The 17,654-nt window shown below is 68.6% G+C and carries 20 protein-coding genes and 1 tRNA gene; 9 read left to right on the top strand and 12 right to left on the bottom strand.

Features of this window, described 5'->3' with window-relative positions:
- Positions 1–24 precede the first annotated feature (24 nt).
- Positions 25–1,239 carry a chromate efflux transporter gene (gene chrA, locus ACIQJ5_RS08805; protein ID WP_402842937.1) on the bottom strand — a complete coding sequence of 405 codons (1,215 nt, stop codon included), beginning with the start codon at positions 1,237–1,239 and terminating at the stop codon, positions 25–27.
- Between the two features lie 148 nt (positions 1,240–1,387).
- On the opposite strand from chrA, the gene ACIQJ5_RS08800 reads away from it, so the two are divergent.
- On the top strand, positions 1,388–1,939 hold the full coding sequence (locus ACIQJ5_RS08800) for a ribonuclease H (RefSeq protein ID WP_231090332.1): 552 nt from the start codon (positions 1,388–1,390) through the stop codon (positions 1,937–1,939).
- 124 nt (positions 1,940–2,063) lie between these two features.
- Complete coding sequence (locus ACIQJ5_RS08795) at positions 2,064–2,567, top strand: DUF3145 domain-containing protein (protein ID WP_231090331.1); 504 nt, start codon at positions 2,064–2,066, stop codon at positions 2,565–2,567.
- 178 nt (positions 2,568–2,745) lie between these two features.
- On the opposite strand, the gene ACIQJ5_RS08790 is transcribed toward ACIQJ5_RS08795, so the two are convergent.
- The 8 genes from ACIQJ5_RS08790 to ACIQJ5_RS08755 form a co-directional block, all read right to left on the bottom strand.
- A complete protein-coding gene (locus ACIQJ5_RS08790) occupies positions 2,746–3,981 on the bottom strand; it encodes a beta-ketoacyl synthase (protein WP_231090330.1) in 1,236 nt (411 codons plus the stop codon).
- A 114-nt stretch (positions 3,982–4,095) separates the two neighbouring features.
- Positions 4,096–4,344 (bottom strand): acyl carrier protein, encoded by a 249-nt coding sequence (locus ACIQJ5_RS08785; RefSeq protein WP_231090329.1) that lies wholly within the window; start codon positions 4,342–4,344, stop codon positions 4,096–4,098.
- 50 nt (positions 4,345–4,394) lie between these two features.
- The gene (locus ACIQJ5_RS08780) at positions 4,395–5,396 is read right to left on the bottom strand and encodes a beta-ketoacyl-ACP synthase III (protein ID WP_231090328.1); all 1,002 of its coding nucleotides are present in this window, start codon (positions 5,394–5,396) and stop codon (positions 4,395–4,397) included.
- A complete protein-coding gene (locus ACIQJ5_RS08775) occupies positions 5,393–6,319 on the bottom strand; it encodes an ACP S-malonyltransferase (RefSeq protein WP_402842930.1) in 927 nt (308 codons plus the stop codon). Before ACIQJ5_RS08775 ends, ACIQJ5_RS08780 begins: the two co-directional genes overlap by 4 nt.
- A gap of 58 nt (positions 6,320–6,377) precedes the next feature.
- Positions 6,378–7,628: a CdaR family transcriptional regulator gene (locus tag ACIQJ5_RS08770; protein WP_231090326.1), complete on the bottom strand. Its 1,251-nt coding sequence runs from the start codon at positions 7,626–7,628 to the stop codon at positions 6,378–6,380.
- Positions 7,629–7,633: 5 nt separating this feature from the next.
- Positions 7,634–10,360 (bottom strand): pyruvate dehydrogenase (acetyl-transferring), homodimeric type, encoded by a 2,727-nt coding sequence (gene aceE, locus ACIQJ5_RS08765; RefSeq protein WP_231090325.1) that lies wholly within the window; start codon positions 10,358–10,360, stop codon positions 7,634–7,636.
- A 140-nt stretch (positions 10,361–10,500) separates the two neighbouring features.
- On the bottom strand, positions 10,501–11,046 hold the full coding sequence (locus ACIQJ5_RS08760) for a dihydrofolate reductase family protein (protein WP_231090324.1): 546 nt from the start codon (positions 11,044–11,046) through the stop codon (positions 10,501–10,503).
- Positions 11,047–11,084: 38 nt separating this feature from the next.
- Positions 11,085–11,789: a lysophospholipid acyltransferase family protein gene (locus ACIQJ5_RS08755; protein ID WP_402842927.1), complete on the bottom strand. Its 705-nt coding sequence runs from the start codon at positions 11,787–11,789 to the stop codon at positions 11,085–11,087.
- Between the two features lie 82 nt (positions 11,790–11,871).
- On the opposite strand from ACIQJ5_RS08755, the gene ACIQJ5_RS08750 reads away from it, so the two are divergent.
- Entirely contained in the window at positions 11,872–12,126 is a 255-nt protein-coding gene (locus ACIQJ5_RS08750; RefSeq protein WP_231090322.1) for a hypothetical protein, read from the top strand.
- Entirely contained in the window at positions 12,123–12,572 is a 450-nt protein-coding gene (locus tag ACIQJ5_RS08745) for a BLUF domain-containing protein (protein WP_402842923.1), read from the top strand. Before ACIQJ5_RS08750 ends, ACIQJ5_RS08745 begins: the two co-directional genes overlap by 4 nt.
- 22 nt (positions 12,573–12,594) lie before the next feature.
- Here the strand turns inward: ACIQJ5_RS08745 and ACIQJ5_RS08740 are convergent, their stop codons facing one another.
- On the bottom strand, positions 12,595–12,873 hold the full coding sequence (locus ACIQJ5_RS08740) for a hypothetical protein (RefSeq protein WP_402842921.1): 279 nt from the start codon (positions 12,871–12,873) through the stop codon (positions 12,595–12,597).
- A 332-nt stretch (positions 12,874–13,205) separates the two neighbouring features.
- Positions 13,206–13,281 (bottom strand) — tRNA-Val (locus ACIQJ5_RS08735).
- Between the two features lie 208 nt (positions 13,282–13,489).
- Between ACIQJ5_RS08735 and ACIQJ5_RS08730 the strand changes: the two genes are divergently transcribed.
- Positions 13,490–14,101, top strand: a complete 612-nt coding sequence (locus ACIQJ5_RS08730) for a putative glycolipid-binding domain-containing protein (protein ID WP_402842918.1) — start codon at positions 13,490–13,492, stop codon at positions 14,099–14,101.
- 185 nt (positions 14,102–14,286) lie between these two features.
- Here ACIQJ5_RS08730 and ACIQJ5_RS08725 read toward each other — a convergent pair whose 3' ends face one another.
- Complete coding sequence (locus ACIQJ5_RS08725) at positions 14,287–14,658, bottom strand: DoxX family protein (RefSeq protein ID WP_402842916.1); 372 nt, start codon at positions 14,656–14,658, stop codon at positions 14,287–14,289.
- Between the two features lie 93 nt (positions 14,659–14,751).
- On the opposite strand from ACIQJ5_RS08725, the gene ACIQJ5_RS08720 reads away from it, so the two are divergent.
- From ACIQJ5_RS08720 to ACIQJ5_RS08705, 4 genes are read left to right on the top strand one after another with little or no spacing between them, the layout of a single operon-like run.
- Positions 14,752–15,150: a winged helix-turn-helix transcriptional regulator gene (locus ACIQJ5_RS08720; RefSeq protein ID WP_402842913.1), complete on the top strand. Its 399-nt coding sequence runs from the start codon at positions 14,752–14,754 to the stop codon at positions 15,148–15,150.
- A gap of 57 nt (positions 15,151–15,207) precedes the next feature.
- On the top strand, positions 15,208–15,840 hold the full coding sequence (locus ACIQJ5_RS08715) for a SatD family protein (RefSeq protein WP_402842910.1): 633 nt from the start codon (positions 15,208–15,210) through the stop codon (positions 15,838–15,840).
- A complete protein-coding gene (locus ACIQJ5_RS08710; RefSeq protein WP_402842907.1) occupies positions 15,837–16,634 on the top strand; it encodes a hypothetical protein in 798 nt (265 codons plus the stop codon). Before ACIQJ5_RS08715 ends, ACIQJ5_RS08710 begins: the two co-directional genes overlap by 4 nt.
- Complete coding sequence (locus ACIQJ5_RS08705; RefSeq protein WP_402842904.1) at positions 16,631–17,605, top strand: CbrC family protein; 975 nt, start codon at positions 16,631–16,633, stop codon at positions 17,603–17,605. The genes ACIQJ5_RS08710 and ACIQJ5_RS08705 overlap by 4 nt, the downstream gene beginning before the upstream one ends.
- Positions 17,606–17,654: the final 49 nt, after the last annotated feature.

The following is a 17,654-nucleotide window of genomic DNA, read 5'->3' as shown; positions in this document are numbered from 1 at the left end:
GGCGAGAGCGCGCGGGCAGCCCGATCACCCCGCCACGGCGATGAGCACTCCGCCCACGGCTCCCACGATCACCGCGACCCACGGCGGCGTCCGCCACGCGATGAGCAGCACGAAGCACACCAAAGCGAGACAGAACTCCGCGGGGCCGGTCACCGCGGACGTGAATACGGGGGAGTACAGCGCGGCGGCGAGAACGCCGACCACCGCGGCGTTCGCACCGCGCATCATCGCCTGTGCCCGTGGGCGTGAGCGCAGGGTTTCCCAGAACGGCAGCACACCCAGCAGCAGGAGGAATCCCGGCAGGAAGATCGACAGCAGCGCGACCACCGCGCCGAGGACGCCACCCGGCCCGGTGGGGGAGAGCGCGCCGAGGAAGGCTGCGAAGGTGAACAGCGGGCCCGGCATCGCCTGAGCGGCGCCGTACCCGGCGAGGAAGTCCGCCTCCGACACCCAGCCGGTGTCGACCACTGCGCTGTGCAGCAGCGGGAGCACCACGTGGCCGCCGCCGAACACCAGGGATCCGGATCGGAAGAAGGCGTCGACGAACGCCACCCCGCTCCAGCCGGAGACCCCCGCCACGACGGGAAGGCCAAGGAGCGCGAGTGCGAACAGGGCGAGTGAGACGATGCCGAGGCGGCGCGGAATGCGCAGGTGGAGCGACGACGACCCGTCGCCGCCCGTGGTGCGGCACAGCATCCACCCGGCCAGCGCGCCGACGGTGATCGCCGCCAGCTGGCCGAACGAGCCGGGCAGCAGCAGCGCGGCGGCTGCGGCGAGGGCGGCGATGGTCGCGCGGATCGGGTCAGGCGCCAGCGTGCGCGCCATCGACAGCACCGCCTGAGCGATCACCGCGACTGCGACGAGCTTCAGGCCCATCAGGAGCCCGCTCCCGATCGTGCCCGCGAAGAGCGACGCACCGAACGCGAACGCCGTCATGAGGGCCGCGGACGGCAGAGTGAAGGCGACGAATGCGGCCAGGGCGCCGCGAAGTCCCGCCCGGTGAAGGCCGATCCCGAAGCCGACCTGACTCGATGCCGGACCGGGCAGGAACTGACACAGCGCGACGAGGTCCGCATAGGACGCGTCGTCGAGCCACGCCCGGCGCTGCACGATCTCCGCTCTGAAGTAGCCGAGGTGTGCGATCGGCCCGCCGAAGGAGGTCGCACCCAGTTTGAGGAACACACCGAAGACCTCCGCGGCGGTGCCTTCCCGCACGCGGCCATCGGACGCTCCGTTCACCTCCTGCTCCTTTCCGGGGATGCGGCGCTGGCAGTTCGTCAGGGATCGTACCCGCTGTGGGTGTCGTGTCTGTGTCGGATCGGACTGGGCGGCTGACGATGGGAGGATGGAGGGGCGTGTGGAATTCCAGCACGCCGGAAGGATGAGCGTGACCAGGATCGACCGGTACACCGTGGCCACTGATGGTGCGTGCAAGGGAAACCCGGGCCCCGCCGGATGGGCGTGGGTCGGTGAGGACGGCCACTGGGCCGCCGGCTCGATCCCCGCCGGCACCAACAACATCGGTGAGCTCCTCGCCGTGCTCTACGCGATCAGGGACCACCAGCACGTGCAGCATCTCGTGATCCAGGCCGACTCGATGTACGCCATCGACACCTACACGAAGTGGATGGACGGGCACGAGCGGCGCGGCTGGAAGACATCGTCCAAGCAGCCGACCAAGAACGTCGACATTCTCAAGGCGCTCATGCAGGCACGGGAGGATCGTCGGGCCGCCGGGCTCGATGATGTCGAGTTCCAGCATGTACGCGGCCACGCCGGGCATCGGCTGAACGGCTGGGCGGACAACCGGGCGGTGCGTGCTTCGCATCACGCCGCCGAGGGCAAGGAGCTCATCTGGACGACGCACCGCGGGCTCGATCGGGTCGACGTGACACACGATGCGCCCGCCGCCGGTGAGGACAAGCCGCGCCGGCGGTGATCCCGAAATGACACGCTTGTGATTTCGTGATCCAACTGAGATGATTCTCAAAACGAACAGCACGTAGCAGATCGCTCGGATCAGGTCGTAGGGGAAGACGCACCTGACGAAACGGAGAGAGATCGTGGCTACACCACAGGCGCGCGGAGTGATCTACATTCACTCGGCGCCGCGCGCGTTGTGCCCACACCTGGAGTGGGCGGTCGGTCGCGCCCTCGGGCGCGCCGTCAACTTCGACTGGACCGACCAGCCGGTGCTCACCGGCGCGCGTCGTGCCGAGTTCTACTGGGAGGGGCCCGCGGGAAGCGGCGCCGCTCTCGCCACCGCCATCCGCGGCTGGGAGCACCTGCGCTACGAAGTGTCCGAGGACCCCACGCCGCGCAGCGACGGCGGTCGCTGGATGCACACGCCGGACCTCGGGATCCACTACGCGCAGACCGATACCGCCGGCAATGTGGTGCTGGGTGAGGACCGCATCCGGTATGCCATGGAGATCGCCGCCGGCGATGCGTTCGAACTGCAGCGGGAACTGGATGTCGCCCTGGGCAGCGCCTGGGACGAGGAACTGGAGCCGTTCCGCGCGGCGAGCGACGAGTCGCCCGTCATCTGGCTCCACAAGGTCGGATAGAAAGCTCGGTGTCAGCCGCCGCCGAGACGATCGGCGAACGGCTGACACCACCAGGATGTGCGGAGGAGGCGCGAGTAACGGGAACCGGTGATCCGCTCCCGGAGCCTGTGAAAACGAATCCTTCGCCCAGTACGACAGAAGCCCCGCCGGATCACCGGCGGGGCTTCGTCACATCGGATCAGGCGTTGCGGAACGCGACGACGGCGTTGTGCCCGCCGAAGCCGAACGAGTTGCTGATCGCGAGCTGCGGGCCGTCGCCCAGCGGCTGGGGCTCGCCGGACAGCCGGAACGGAACGGCGGGGTCGGGCTCGGTCATGTTGATCGTGGGAGGGGCCACCCGGTCGCGCAGGGCGAGAATGGTGAACACGGCTTCGAGCGCACCGGTGCCACCCAGGAGGTGACCGGTCGACGCCTTCGTCGCGGAAACCGGGATCTCGTCGATCCGGTCGCCGAAGACACGCTTGAGGGCGACGTACTCGTTGGGGTCTCCCACCGGGGTGGAGGTCGCGTGGGCGTTGATGTGGGTGACCTCGTCGGCGCTCGCACCGGCCATCGCCAGCGCCTGCTCGACGGCACGAGCCGCGCCCGTGCCCTCGGGGTCGTTGCCGGTGATGTGGTACGAGTCCGCGGTCACGCCGCCGCCGACGACGTAGCCGTAGATCTTCGCGCCGCGAGCCTTCGCGTGCTCCTCGGTCTCCATGATGAGAACCGCGGCGCCCTCGCCCATGACGAAGCCGTCACGGTCGATCGCGCCCGGACGCGAGGCGTGCGCGGGGTCGTCGTTGCGGCGCGACAGCGCCTGGGCGGAGGCGAACGAGGCCACCGTGATCGGGTGGATCGCCGACTCGGCGCCACCGGCGATGACCACGTCCGCCAGACCCTCCTGCAGGTGCTCGTAGGCGTTGAGGACCGACTCGGTGCTGGAGGCGCACGCGCTGACCACGGTGCGCGCATAGGCGCGTGCCTCGAACTGCAGCGAGAGGTTTCCGGCTGCGGCGTTCGGCATGAGCATCGGGACCGTCAGCGGCAGAACGCGGCGCGGTCCCTTCTCGCGCAGCGTGTCCCAGGCGTCCAGCAGCGTCCACACGCCGCCGATACCGGTGGCGAAGTCCACACCCAGCCGCTCGGGGGCGACCTCGGGGGAGCCGGCGTCGGCCCACGCCTCGCGGGCGGCGATGAGGGCGAACGCGGACGAGGGGTCCAGTCGCTTGGCCTCATGACGGGGCAGGACGTCCTCAGGGCGGATGGCGGCCTCCGCCGCGAACGTCACGGGAAGCTCGTACTTCTCCACCCACTCGTGCTCGAGCGTGCGGGCGCCGGAAACGCCGGCGAGAAGGTTCTTCCAGTTCTCTTCGGCGGTCGCGCCGAGCGCGGAGATGGCACCGATTCCGGTGACGACGATGCGCTTGGTCATGCACTCTCTCCTGGTTTGTGCGAAAAGCGTGGGGCGGTCCTGGTGGGACCTGGGTCCGCGGGGGACATGAAGGGGCGGCGTGCCGCAGCGTTCGGCTGCGGCACGCCGAAGGAATTACTCCTGGCCTGCGACGATGAAGTCGACGGCGTCGCCGACGGTCTTCAGGTTCTTGACCTCGTCGTCCGGGATCTTGACGCCGAACTTCTCCTCGGCGTTGACGACGATCGTCATCATGGAGATCGAGTCGATGTCGAGGTCATCGGTGAACGACTTGTCCAGCGCGACCTCGTCGGCCGAGATACCGGTCTCGTCGGTGACGAGCTCGGCAAGACCAGCGAGGACCTCGTCCTTCGTGAATGCCATGATTTCTCCTTGTTGTTGGATGGGCGGAAACAGTTTATGGGGGGAGCGCGTCAGGGGAGGACGACGACCTGCGCGCCGTACACCAGTCCGGCACCGAAGCCGATCTGCAGCGCAAGGCCGCCGCTCAGCTCCGGGTGCTCCTCGAGCAGGCGGTGCGTCGCGAGGGGGACCGAGGCGGCGGACGTGTTGCCCGTGGTCTCGATGTCGCGGGCGATCACGACGCTCTCGGGCAGCCCGAGCTGCTTGGCGAACTCGTCGATGATGCGCATGTTGGCCTGATGGGGGACGAATGCGGCGAGGTCGGAAGCCTGGACACCCGCGACCTCGAGGGCCTGCTTGGCGACCTTGGCCATCTCCCACACCGCCCAGCGGAAGACGCTCGGACCCTCCTGGCGCAGCGTCGGCCACTTCGCCTCGCCGTCGCGGAACTCCACGAGGGTGTGGTCCATGCCCACGGTGTCGGCCTTGGAGCCGTCCGAACCCCACACCGTCGCGGAGATGCCGGGGGTGTCGCTCGGGCCGATGACCACGGCGCCGGCGCCGTCGCCGAGCAGGAACGAGATCGTCCGGTCGGTGGGGTCGATGACGTCGGACAGCTTCTCCGCACCGATGACCACGGCATACTTGGCTGCGCCCGCACGGATCAGGGCGTCGGCCTGGGCCACGCCGTAGGTGAAGCCGGCGCATGCGGCGTTGCTGTCGTAGGCGGCGGCCGGGTTGGCGCCGACGCGGTCGGCGACGACGGCCGACATCGACGGGGTCTGCTGCACGTTGCTGATGGTGGCGCAGATGACGAGGTCGATCTCCGACGGATCGACGCCGCTCTTCGCGATGGCCTCGGCGGCGGCCGCGGTGGCCAGGTCGGTGGCGCTCGTGGTGGCGACGGCCCGTACGCGCGTCACCACGCCGGTGCGCTGGCGGATCCACTCGTCGGACGAGTTGATCGGCTCGACGATCTCGTCGTTGGTCACCGCGTTCTCGCCACGGGCGGCGCCGTAGGAGTAGATCCGGGTGAAGGCGGGGCCCTGCCCCTGGGTCAGCGTGACGCTCATGCGTTCTCTCCGTTCAGCATCGCGACGGCCGCTTCCAGGTCGTCCGGGGTCTTGACGGCTACCGTCGGCACGCCGCGAAGGCCGCGCTTGGCGAGGCCGACCAGAGCGCCGGCCGGGGCCAGCTCGATCATGCCGGTGATTCCGGCATCGGCGAAGGACGCCATGCAGAGGTCCCAGCGCACGGGGGAGGTGATCTGATGGACGATCAGCTCCAGGGCGCGGTTCCCGTCCGTGATGACTGTGCCGTCGCTGTTGGTCCACAGCGTGCGGTCCGGGGCCTGTACGCCGTCGGCTGAGGCGGCCTCGACCGCACTCTGCAGCGCGGGACGCGCCGAGGCCATGTAGCGGGTGTGGAATGCTCCGGCCACCTGAAGCGGGATCACGCGAGCTCCACGCGGGGCATTGTCGCCGAGGGCTGCGAGGCCCTCCACCGATCCGGCGGCGACGATCTGACCACCTCCGTTGAAGTTGGCCGGCTCCAGGCCCGCGTCGGCGATGGCTGCGAGTACATCGGACTCGACGCCGCCGACCACGGCGGCCATGCCGGTGGCCGCCTCCGCCGCGGCTGCGGCCATTGCGCGTCCGCGTTCGCCCACCAGGTGCATCGCGTGCTCGTCCGAGACGATGCCCGTCGCCGCGAGTGCCGCGACCTCACCGACCGAGTGGCCCGCCACACCGCCTGCGCGGGAGGCAGCATCTCCCAGCGCGTGGAACGCGAGGAGACTGGCCGCGACGATCAGCGGCTGCGCGATGGAGGTGTCGCGGATGGTGTCGGCGTCGGACTCGGTCCCGTGCGCGATCAGGTCGACCTGGGCGGCGTCGGAGTACGCCTCCAGACGTTCACGAGCGCCCGCCAGCTCGAGCCAGGGGGTGAGGAATCCGGGAGTCTGTGAGCCCTGACCAGGGCATGCGAGGACGATCACTGATTCAGTTTGCCAAGGAATTCCGCCCTGCGCTGGCATACTCCTCACAGAAAATCGATCACTGTTTGTGTGAAGTCGACAGGATTTGGCCGTTGCGGCGTGTCGGTCGCCGCCGCACACCGTCTGCGGCCCCGATCGAGCCGAGGATCAGGGCGGTCTGCAGGATCAGGGCCTCGCGCGGCCCGGTGGCATCCCAGCCGATGATTTCGCTCACCCGCTTCAGCCGGTAGCGCACGGTGTTCGGGTGGACGAACAGCTCACGGGCCGTCGCCTCCAGCGACCGGCCGTTGTCCAGGTAGCTCCACAGCGTCGCGACGAGGTCTGCCGAGTGGGCCAGCAGCGGACGGTAGATGCGCTCGACGAGCGTGGTCCGTGCCAGCGGGTCGCCGGCGAGGGCGCGCTCGGGAAGGAGGTCGTCGGCTTCGACCGGGCGTGGCGCGTGACGCCAGCCGCTGGCGACGGCGAATCCGGCGAGGGCCGCGCGCGCGGACATGCTCGCGTCCACGAGGGCGGGGACCGTGGGGCCCAGCACCAGGTGGCCCGAGCCGAAACAGGGCTCCATCGCCTGGGCGATGTCGACGAAGGGCCGGCCCTCGGCGGGCTCCGTGTCGGCAGCCGGATCCTGCGCACGCCCGATCACGAGCACGAGCCGGGCGCCCTGAACGCCGACCAGCACGTCCACGCCGAGCTTGCGGGCGGTGCGTCTGACCTGATCGATGTCGAACATCGCGGGTGTGGTGCCCACCAGCACGCTGACTTCGCCGTGGCCGTGCCAGCCCAGGGCGGCGATGCGACTGGGAAGCTCGTCGTCCGTCTCGCCGGTCAGGATCGAGTCCACCACCAGGGCCTCTAGGCGCGCGTCCCACAGACCGCGCGCTTCGGCCGCGCGGGCGTAGACGTCGGCCGCGGTGAAGGCGAGGTCGCGGGAGTACTCCAGGATCGCCTCGTGGACGTGACCGCCGCGTCCGGCGACGCGCTCCTCGGTGACCTCCACGGTGACGCGGATGAGCTGCAACGTCTGCTGCAGACTGACGCTGCGCAGGAGCTCACGGGGAGCGGCGGCGAAGATGTCCGCCGCGATCCACGGAGTGGAGGTGGGGTCCTCGTACCACTGGATGAAGGACGTGATGCCGGCCTGCGCCACCAGGCCCACGGACGAGCGCCGCGCCGGGGGCATCTCGGCGTACCACGGCAGCCTCTCTTCGAGGCGTTTCGTGGTCACCGTCGCCAGGTCGCCCGAGATCTTGCGCAACCACGCGAGAGTCTCGGCCTTGTCCTGGGGGATGTCCCCGGCGGGCGCGTTCGCCACCGCTCTCAGCTCTCGCCGCCCGCGTTTCCGCTGGTCCCGGCGTTCACGTTGAACAGGTCGTACTTGTCGATGGCGGCCTTCACGACCGAGCGGTCGATCTTGCCGTCCTCGGCCAGCGACAGCAGCGTGCGCACCACGATCGACGGGCCGTCGATCTTGAAGAAGCGACGCGCCGCTGCGCGGGTGTCCGAGAAACCGAAGCCGTCGGCACCGAGCGATGCGAAGCGCTGAGGCACCCACTGACGAATCTGATCCTGCACGGCGTGCATGTAGTCGCTCACCGCGGTGACGGGGCCCTCGGCCTCGTTCAGGCGACGCGTGACGTAGGGAACCAGCGGCTCCTCCTCCGGGTGGAGGAAGTTGTGCTCATCGGCGGCGAGGCCGTCCTTGCGCAGCTCTCCCCACGAGGTGACCGACCAGACGTCTGCAGACACACCCCAGTCGTCGGCCAGCAGCTGCTGCGCCTCCAGCGCCCACGGCACTCCCACGCCGGAGGCGAGGAGCTGAGCGCGGGGGCCGGAGCCCGTGGCCTCGGAGATGCGGTGCATGCCGCGCAGGATGCCATCCACGTCGACGCCCTCGGGCTCGGCGGGCTGGACGATCGGCTCGTTGTAGACGGTGATGTAGTACATCACGTCGGGGTCGGGGTGGTTTCCGCCGTACATGCGGTCCAGGCCCGCCTGCACGATGTGCGCCAGCTCGTAGCCGTAGGCCGGGTCGTACGCGATGGTGGCCGGGTTCGTGGAGGCCAGCAGCGGCGAGTGCCCGTCCGCGTGCTGCAGTCCCTCACCGGTGAGCGTGGTGCGTCCGGCGGTGGCGCCGATGACGAAACCGCGCGCCATCTGGTCGCCCGCTGCCCAGAAGGCGTCGCCGGTGCGCTGGTGGCCGAACATCGAGTAGAAGATGTAGACCGGAATCAGCGGCTCGCCGTGCGTGGCGTACGAGGTTCCCGTCGTGGTGAACGCGGCGGTGGCGCCGGCCTCGTTGATGCCGACGTGGACGATCTGACCCTGCGGGCTCTCCTTGTACGCCAGCAGCAGCTCGCGGTCGACCGAGACGTAGTTCTGGCCGTGCGGGTTGTAGATCTTGGCGGTCGGGAAGTACGCGTCCATACCGAACGTGCGGGCCTCGTCGGGAATGACGGGGACGATGCGGTGTCCGATGTTCTTGTCGCGCAACAGGTCCTTGAGGAGGCGGGCGAAGGCCATCGTCGTGGCGATCTCCTGCGTACCGGAGCCCTTCTTGACGAGCTTGTAGGCGTCGTCGCCGGGCAGGTCCAGACCCACGTGCGTGGTGCGGCGCTCCGGGAGGAATCCACCGAGGGAGCGGCGCCGTTCCAGCATGTACTGCGTGGTCTCGTCCTGCTCGCCCGGGTTGTAGTACGGCGGGAGGTACGGGTTCGCCTCGAGCTGGGCGTCGGACACCGGGATGTGCATGGTGTCGCGGAACAGCTTCAGGTCGTCCAGCGTCATCTTCTTCATCTGGTGCGTGGCGTTGCGGCCCTCGAAGTGCGGGCCGAGGCCGTAGCCCTTGACCGTCTTGGCGATGATGACGGTGGGCTGGCCCTTGTGCTCCATCGCGGCCTTGTAGGCGGCGTACACCTTGCGGTAATCATGGCCGCCGCGCCGCAGGCCCCAGATCTGGTCGTCGGTGTAGTCCTTGACCATCTCGAGCGTGCGCGGGTCACGACCGAAGAAGTTCTCACGGATGAACGCGCCGGACTCGGCCTTGTAGGTCTGGTAGTCGCCGTCCGGGGTGACGTTCATCAGGTTGACGAGCGCGCCGTCCTTGTCACGGGCGAGCAGCTCGTCCCACTCCCGGCCCCAGACCACCTTGATGACGTTCCAGCCGGCACCGCGGAAGAAGCTCTCCAGCTCCTGCACGATCTTGCCGTTACCGCGCACCGGACCGTCGAGGCGCTGGAGGTTGGCGTTGATCACGAAGGTGAGGTTGTCGAGGCCCTCGTTGGCCGCCACCTGCAGCTGGCCACGCGACTCGACCTCGTCCATCTCGCCGTCGCCGAGGAACGCCCACACGTGCGAGTCGCTGGCGTCCTTGATGCCACGGTTGGTGAGGTACTTGTTGGTCATCGCCTGATAGATGGCGTTGATCGGGCCGAGGCCCATCGAGACCGTCGGGAACTGCCAGTAGTCCGGCATGAGACGCGGGTGCGGGTACGAGGGCAGGCCGTTGGCGCCTGCCGACTTCTCCTGACGGAATCCGTCGAGCTGGGCCTCGGTGAGGCGGCCCTCGAGGAAGGAGCGGGCGTAGATGCCGGGGGAGGCGTGACCCTGGATGAAGATCTGATCGCCGCCGCCCGGGTGACCGTGGCCGCGGAAGAAGTGGTTGAAGCCGACCTCGTAGAGGGTGGCGGCTCCGGCGTACGTGGAGATGTGCCCGCCCACGCCGATGCCGGGACGCTGCGCGCGGTGCACCATGATGGCGGCGTTCCAGCGGATCCAGGAACGATAGCGGCGCTCCAGTTCTTCATCGCCCGGGAACTCCGGCTCGTTGACGGGCGCGATCGTGTTGATGTAGTCCGTGGTGGGAACCATCGGGACGCCCAGGTGCAGCTCGCGCGAGGTGGAGAGCATGCTGAGCATGATTTCCCGGCCGCGCTGCGGGCCCTTGGCATCAACGAGATCGGTGAGGGATTCCTGCCACTCGGCGGTCTCTTCGGGATCGCTGTCGAGAGGTTCTTGGCTGTAGGGATCCTGGTCGTGAACAGTCACCGGGCGACCTTTCGTCGTACTGGCAGATCATGCCAAAGGGGCGGATCGGCGCACGGGGAGGTGTTGTAGACATCACACGGCATGCGCATCACCAGCCTACCCACATTCCGCCGCACGCCGCGTGTGGTCATCGCGGAGGGTCAGCGGGTTCGGCGGAAGCGGGTGAGGACGGCCCCGGATGGGAACTCCTCCCGATGCACTGGCTCAAGGCCCGGCCGATTCGTCAGTCCCTCGAGCAGGTAGGGACCGTGGCCAGCGACGTGCGGCTGCACGAGGAACTCGTACTCGTCGATGAGGTCCAGCTGCGCGAGCGCGGTGGGCAGGGTGACCCCGGAGACGAGAATCTCGCCGCCGGCTCGCTCTTTCAGGGCTGCCACCGCCGCGAGCAGGTCCCCGCGCAGCAGTTCGGCGTTCCAGTCCACGGAGGGGAGAGTGCGTGAGAAGACGCTCTTGCGGGCGCGGCCGATCGTCTCCGCGAACTCGATCTCCCACGCAGGCGTGCCCGGGGGCAGCGGATCGCGCCAGGCATCGCGCATCATCTCGTAGACGACACGACCGAACAGGAGCTCGTCGGCACGGGCGATGCTCGCGGTGGCGGCACGGTTCACGTCCTCTGTGGGGTTGCCCTCGCGGTGGTCCACGCAACCGTCGAGCGTGACATTGATGTAGTAGCGGAGCGTGCGCATGGCCTCACGGTAGGCTCCCCGGCCTGCGCGGGCAACGGCTATGCGCCGGCGTCCCGGCTCGAGCCGTTCACCTCGTCCGCGCGCTCCTGACTGGTGAGGGCGGCGATGGCCGCCATGATGCGTTCGGTGGCGATACGGCGTGCGGCACCGCGGGGCATGCCCTCCAGATCGCTGAGATCCAGCGGAGCGCCGAAGCGCACCTCGGGGCGCGGGCGCCCGCGGAGGGGGCCGAACAAGGCCATGTCTGCCGTTCCGACCACTCCGACGGGCACCACCGTCGCCCCGGTCTCCAGCGCCATCCAGCCGGCCCCGCTGCGCCCCTGGTACAGGCGCCCATCGCGCGAGCGCGAACCTTCCGGGAACACCGCGAAGACGCTTCCGGCACGGAGGATACGGGCACCGGAGTCGAGGGCGGCCTGTGCCGCCTGCCCTGCGGTGCGAAGCACCGGAACGCCGCCGATCGACGTGAAGAACCAGCGGAGGACACGCCCGAGGGGGCCGGGTCGGGTGAACAGGCTCGACTTGGTCAGGAACTGGACGGGACGCGATGCGGCCGTCGGAATCAGCACGGTGTCCCACCCGGACAGGTGGTTGGCGACGAGAAGGACCGCACCGGTCGGCGGCACGTGCTCGCGACCGCTGGTGCGCGCGCCGTATAGAGCGGTGAAGAGCGGGCGCAGCACCGCGCGCCCGACGAAATAGACGGCTCCCGGCCGGGGGATCGGGGTCTCGGCTTCGCTCACCCTCCGATCCTAAGGACACCCGCGAGCACGCTGGAGCACCTCGTGGCGCAGGTGCGGGGCCGGAGAGCCATACGATCAAGCTGTGGCAGATGCACAGCAGTACCCATCCGATGTCCTGTGGGCATGTGTCGAAGACGGATTCCATGTGGGCAGTCGCGGGGGTGACTTCCTCGGGTTCGTCGACCGCCGGCCCGATGGCACCTTCCGTGCGCACGACTCGCACTCGCAGCCGGTCGGCGACTTCCCCTCGCTTCGCGAGGCGACCTCCGCGGTCACGAACCTGCAGTCGACCGACCAGACCCGGCATTGCGCCGACGCCCAAGGAGTGACCCCGTGACCGCGAACCGTGAGGGTCTGATCACCCTCGTCTACGCCAGCACCGCCTCGCAGCCGTTCCGCGAGACAGCGCTCGCCCAGCTCCTCGTCGAATTCCGGCGGTTCAATACGGAGAATCACATCACCGGCATGCTGCTGTTCCGGGATGGCAGGTTCATCCAGGTCCTCGAAGGTGCACCGTCGGTCATCGAGAGCCTGATTGAGCGGATTGGGCGCGACTCCCGTCATCACGACGTGCGAATCCTGGTGTCGGAGCCGATCACGGAGCGGAAGTTCGCGGATTGGAGCATGGGCTACCGTTCGTTCCGTCGCGGTGTCGAGCCCGTTCCCGCTGGATTCCGCGACTCGTTCGCCGACCTGGAATCGGCGACGGATGCCTCGACCACGGCACGGGCGCTGGGCGAGCTCACACTGTGGTTCCGCACCCGGGAGGCCGCGCTGTCCTGATGTGGACGGGCCCGTTTCCGCGTCAGTCCCAGACCAGGAACACCACGCGATGGTGGCCGGGGACAGCCGGGACCTCGGTGTAGTCCTCGAGGGACGACTCGTCGGATTCGACAATGCCGTCGCTGTGCAGCCAGGCGATGTCGACGGCTTCCTCCAGTTCGGTGGTCGGGAGGGTGGTGGCGAACAGGACGGATTCCGCGATCACGTCCCCGTCCGCATCGTCCAGCTGTGTGTCATCATGAAGCGCGACGCGGACCCACTCCACATCGTCGCGTGCTGCCACGTCCCGCAGCCGGGCCACGATGTCAGCCAGCGGCGGCCGGCCCCGTCCCTGCCGATTCGGCGCGAGCGAATCACAGAGGCTTGCGCATACCTCCAGCCAACCCGCGTCGCGCTTCGCGCAGAAGTGTCGTGATGTCATGCCCACCCGTGACATCCGTCATGGGTGGGATGGGCGGCGTCGCCTCATCCGGGAGTCGGACTCCTCGAACCGATCCCGGGCCGGGCCGTGATGGCAGCCGGGACCCTGCTTCTCGTCGCGGCGTCGTGGCTGGTCTTTCGCTCGCGTGACGCAGCGGGATGAGTGACGGATCGGAACCACGCGGGAGCGCGTGGTCGCGGCTGTTGATGATGTGGTGGGCCCTGCCGGGATCGAACCGACGACATCCACGGTGTAAACGTGGCGCTCTACCAGCTGAGCTAAAGGCCCTCGCCGTCCATCCTATCGGGCGGAGACGGCTGCTGAGCACACACCGTGGGTGAGCAAGCGTGGGACTGACCGGGAATCGGCGACCGACGCCGCGACCACCATGCGCGCTGGGCGAGCCCACCCTGTGGTTCCGCGCCCGCGAGGCCGCGGTGTCCTGACGGTGCGGCGACCCTGGGCATACAGTGCGCCGTCGTGGGAACATGTCGGCATGGAATTGCGGCGGTACCGCTGGCGCGGGGTGGACGACACGAGTCGTGTCGAGTCGGCCGTCGTCCGGTTCGGGGATCAGAGCCTTCGCGCTCACGGCGGATCCGTAGCCACCGGCTATTCGACGGCATGGAGCCTCCGCGTGAGCGAGGGATGGATCACCGAGGAGCTCGCGGTGTCGAGCTTCGGCGAGGGGTGGCACAGATCCCTGGTTCTCAGCCGCACCGGGGACGGACACTGGCGAACGACAGGGGAGGCGCACGGATCCGTCGATCTTCCGGACCTCGGCATCCCGGACCCGAGCGTGCTCGACGGCGCGGTTGACTGCGACCTCGGCCTGTGCCCTCTGACCAACGTCATGCCGATCCGGCGCCTGGGACTCCTGGAACACGCCTCTGAGGCGGTGTCGCTCGTGATGGCGTGGGTCGAGGTGCCCTCCCTTCGCGTGCTGCGCAGCGGCCAGCTCTATGGCGCCGAGGTGCCCGATGGAGCCTCCGCGCGTTCGATTCGATACACCAGTCGGAGCCGGGACTTCGATGCGGAGCTCACGGTCGATCGCGATGGTGTGGTCATCGACTATCCGACGCTGGCGCGGCGCCTTGCCGAGGATTGACCGACCAGTGCTGTCATATGGCATGCACTCTGCGCACAGCGCCGTTCGACGCCGGACTTGCCGCGCTGGCCTCAAGGCCCTCGCGGTCTGTCCTCTCGGGCCCGCGACGGCAGCCGGGAGACGATCCTCGGGTATAAGTGTGGGGCTGATATTTCATTGATATCAGCCCCACACTTATGCACCGCTCAGACCACGAGGAAGCCCAGGACGGCGCTCACGATCGAGAAGGCCGCGAGCACCGCCGACGGAAGCGTGACCTTGAGGGCGTCGCGGTGACGGAGGTGGACGACGATGGCACCGAGCATGATCACCGCGAGGCACGTGGCAGCGGTGGGGGAGAGGATCGGTGCGACGCCGGTTGCGAGCGGCAGGATCAGGCCCAGTGCTCCGACCACCTCGGCCGCTCCGATCGCCTTCAGTGAGGCGGGCGGGAATCCCTTCGCCCACGCCATGCCGGACGCGACGAGGGCATCCTTCGACTTCACGAGCTTGTTGACCCCGGCACCGAGGAAGGCGAGAGTGAGGAGGGCGTTGACGGCCCAGAGGGCGATGATCATATGGTTCCTTCTGTGAACAGAGTTACGATGAGTAACAGACCTCATGATGCGTCACTTGAGGGATGCATACAAAAGGCACACGGAGGTAAGCAGGTGACATCGATCGTCGAGCCCAGCGCGTACGGGGCGGCATGCAACGGTCGCGGGCCGGCCGACCACGGCCGCGTCGTGCGCGAAGTGCTGGACCGGGTGGGGGACAAGTGGTCGGTGCTGGTGATCGGTGCGCTGCAGGGGCAGCGTCTGCGCTTCACGGAACTGCTCCACGCCATTCCCGGCATATCCCAGCGGATGCTGACCCTCACGGTGCGTCAGCTCGAGCGCGATGGGCTCCTCACGCGCACGGTGCACGCGGAGGTTCCGCCGCGGGTGGAGTACGAACTCACCGATCGGGGGCGAGGATTCGTCGAACTCGCTCTGGCTCTCGCCGAATGGGCGATCGAGCATCGCGAGGGAATCGAAGCCTCTCGGGCGGAGTACGACGCGCGCGCCTGAGCTTCTCGAAGAAGTACATGGCTTATAAAGCGAAAATATAAGCTATATACTTCATGCATGACCGAGACTGTAGCGATCATCGTCGACATCGTCGGCTCTCGTCGCGCCGACGACCGGGCGGCGGTACAGGCGAACGTTCATGCCCTGTTCCGCCGGGTGGAGGAGAGCGTCCCGCCCGTGCTCGCACTGTGGTCCACGGCGGGCGACGAGTTCCAGGCCACCTACTCCTCGGTGGCGGACGCGTGTGCTGCCACGACTCTGGTGCGCCTGGAGGCCGTCGATACCGGGACGGACGTGCGCTTCGGAATCGGGCGAGGCCGATCCCGCATCGTCTCCGGCGCCGCCGACGAGATCCCGATCTACGATGGCAGCGCGTGGTGGTCGGCGCGCCGCGCGATCGACACCGTGCACCGGCTCGCCGGACGCACGGGACGCGCCCGTGCGTGGGTGGTAGACGGCGAGGACGAGCCCGCCGACACCAATGCCGCGCTGCTCCTGCGCGATGAGCTCATCGGGTCGATGAAGCCCCGGGAGGCGCGCATCGCACGCGCCATGATCGCCGGGCGGTCTCAGGCACAGATCGCGGAGGCGGAGGGGATCACCCAATCCGCCGTGTCGCAGAGCGCACGCCGCTCGGGCGCGGCCACGCTGGTGACGGTGCAGTCGTTGTGGACAGGAGGTCGCGCGTGAACATGGTCGCCGCACTGCTCGTGGTGGGTATCGCGGGTGCCGACATGATCGGATGGCTGATCACGCGCGCGCAGCGCGGGAATCGTTCGCTCACCGTGAGGGTCGTCGTGATCGCGGTGTGGGCACTGCTGGTCGGAATCGCCGTGCTGCCGATGCAGGTCTCAGCCGCTTATGCGCCGGTGCTCGCCGTGCTCACCTTCGTATGGCCGGTGCTCGCCGGCCTCTGGGCTGCATCTGTGCTCGGATACATCGCCGTGATCGCCGGCATCATGATCGCCGGCGGCACCGGCTTGCCTCTGGTGGGGAGCTTCGGCACCTTCGGATACGTGGTCACGACCGCCATCCCGTTCGCCAAGCCGGTCGCTGTCGTGGGAGTCGCCCTCTTTCTCGGGCTCAGCGCGAACCTCATCTGCCGCGGGGCGCTGCGTCGTGCGCGTGTCGCCGAGGAACCGTCGCTCATCACCTCCGCCGGACACACCCAGCAGGGGGCGCCGACCCTCGCAGCCCGGATCCGTGACGCGTTGCGCACCCGATGGCTGACGGATCCGCTTCGCCCCGGCGAGATGCGCGGCGGCAGGCTGATCGGTCCGCTGGAGAGGTGGATCATCGTCGCGCTGGCGCTTGCCGGAGCGCAGGGGGTCGTTGCTGCGCTGATGGCCGCGAAGGGGATCGTCCGGTTCCCGGAGATCTCGAAGAACGCCGGTGAAGGCTCCAAAGCGGAGGAGTTCCTCGTGGGAAGCCTCATCAGCTGGGGCCTGGCAGGAGCAGGCGCCGCGATGGTGGCGTTCGTGTGAGCGGGGCGCGTGAGCAGGACATCGTCCGGGTGGAGGCTTCGGTGGGTGCCCGCCTCCCGGAGTGGCTGCGAGAGCGACTCCTCTCCGAGAACGGTTTCATCCTCGACGACTCGGCCGGAACGACCGGTCGTCGCTGGCGGATGTTGCCGGTGCGAGACGATGGCGATCGCAAGCGGATGATGCGCACGGCCGAGGACATCGCCCGTGCGACGGCCATCGCCCGCGCCGTCGATCGCGTCTCGGCTCCCGGCTTCGGAGAGCCGGAGCCGGGCCGGCCGTTCCCGTCCGACGCCGTGGTCATCGGTGTCGGCTGGAGTGAGGTGGAGCGACTGGCCCTGCTCCCGGACCCGGACAACAGGGGGCGACTGGGCATGACCCTGTTCCGGCAGATGCAGTTCGCGCCCATCGAATCGCTGGACCTGGGTGTGGACGAGCTCGCGCCTGACCCGACGACCTTCGATACGGGAGAGGAACTGCCCGTATTCCGCTACCACCCCGACCCGGTGGCGACCGGATCCGTTCGACGCTCGCCGAATGCATGCTCATGCTGTGAGCGGCGCCGCGGCTGGGAGTACGTCCCGCGCCCGTACGGTCGCGCCGAGTTCGCTCATATCTGCCCATGGTGCATCGCGGACGGCTCAGGGGCTCGCGCGGGAGCGCGGTTCGTCGACACGTGGGCCCTGGATGAGGCGGGCATCGCCCCTGGCATCCAGCATGACGTGGCGACCCGGACGCCGGGCTTCGCCACCTATCAACCCGAGGAATGGCAGTCGCACTGCGGTGACGCAGCCGCGTTCATCGGAGAGCTCGATGCCGAGGGGCTGCGTCTGCTTGCGCCCGAGCGCCGTGACGCGCTGGGCGTCACGGCGGAGGCGATCGAGTTGGTGGCACAGCACCAGGCGGGCTTCGCCGTGTTCGGGTTCCGGTGCCTCCACTGCGGTGCTGTGCTCGGCTTCCTCGACATCGACTGAGCAGCTCCGCCGACGGGTGAGAGCCGCGCGCGCACGGTAGATTGGTGGA

The sequence above is a fragment of the Microbacterium sp. GXS0129 genome (assembly GCF_044769785.1).
GTDB classification, from domain to species: Bacteria; Actinomycetota; Actinomycetes; order Actinomycetales; family Microbacteriaceae; genus Microbacterium; species Microbacterium nymphoidis.
The sequence above is the reverse complement of the archived record's forward strand: the minus strand, read 5'-3'. Positions and strand labels throughout refer to the sequence as shown.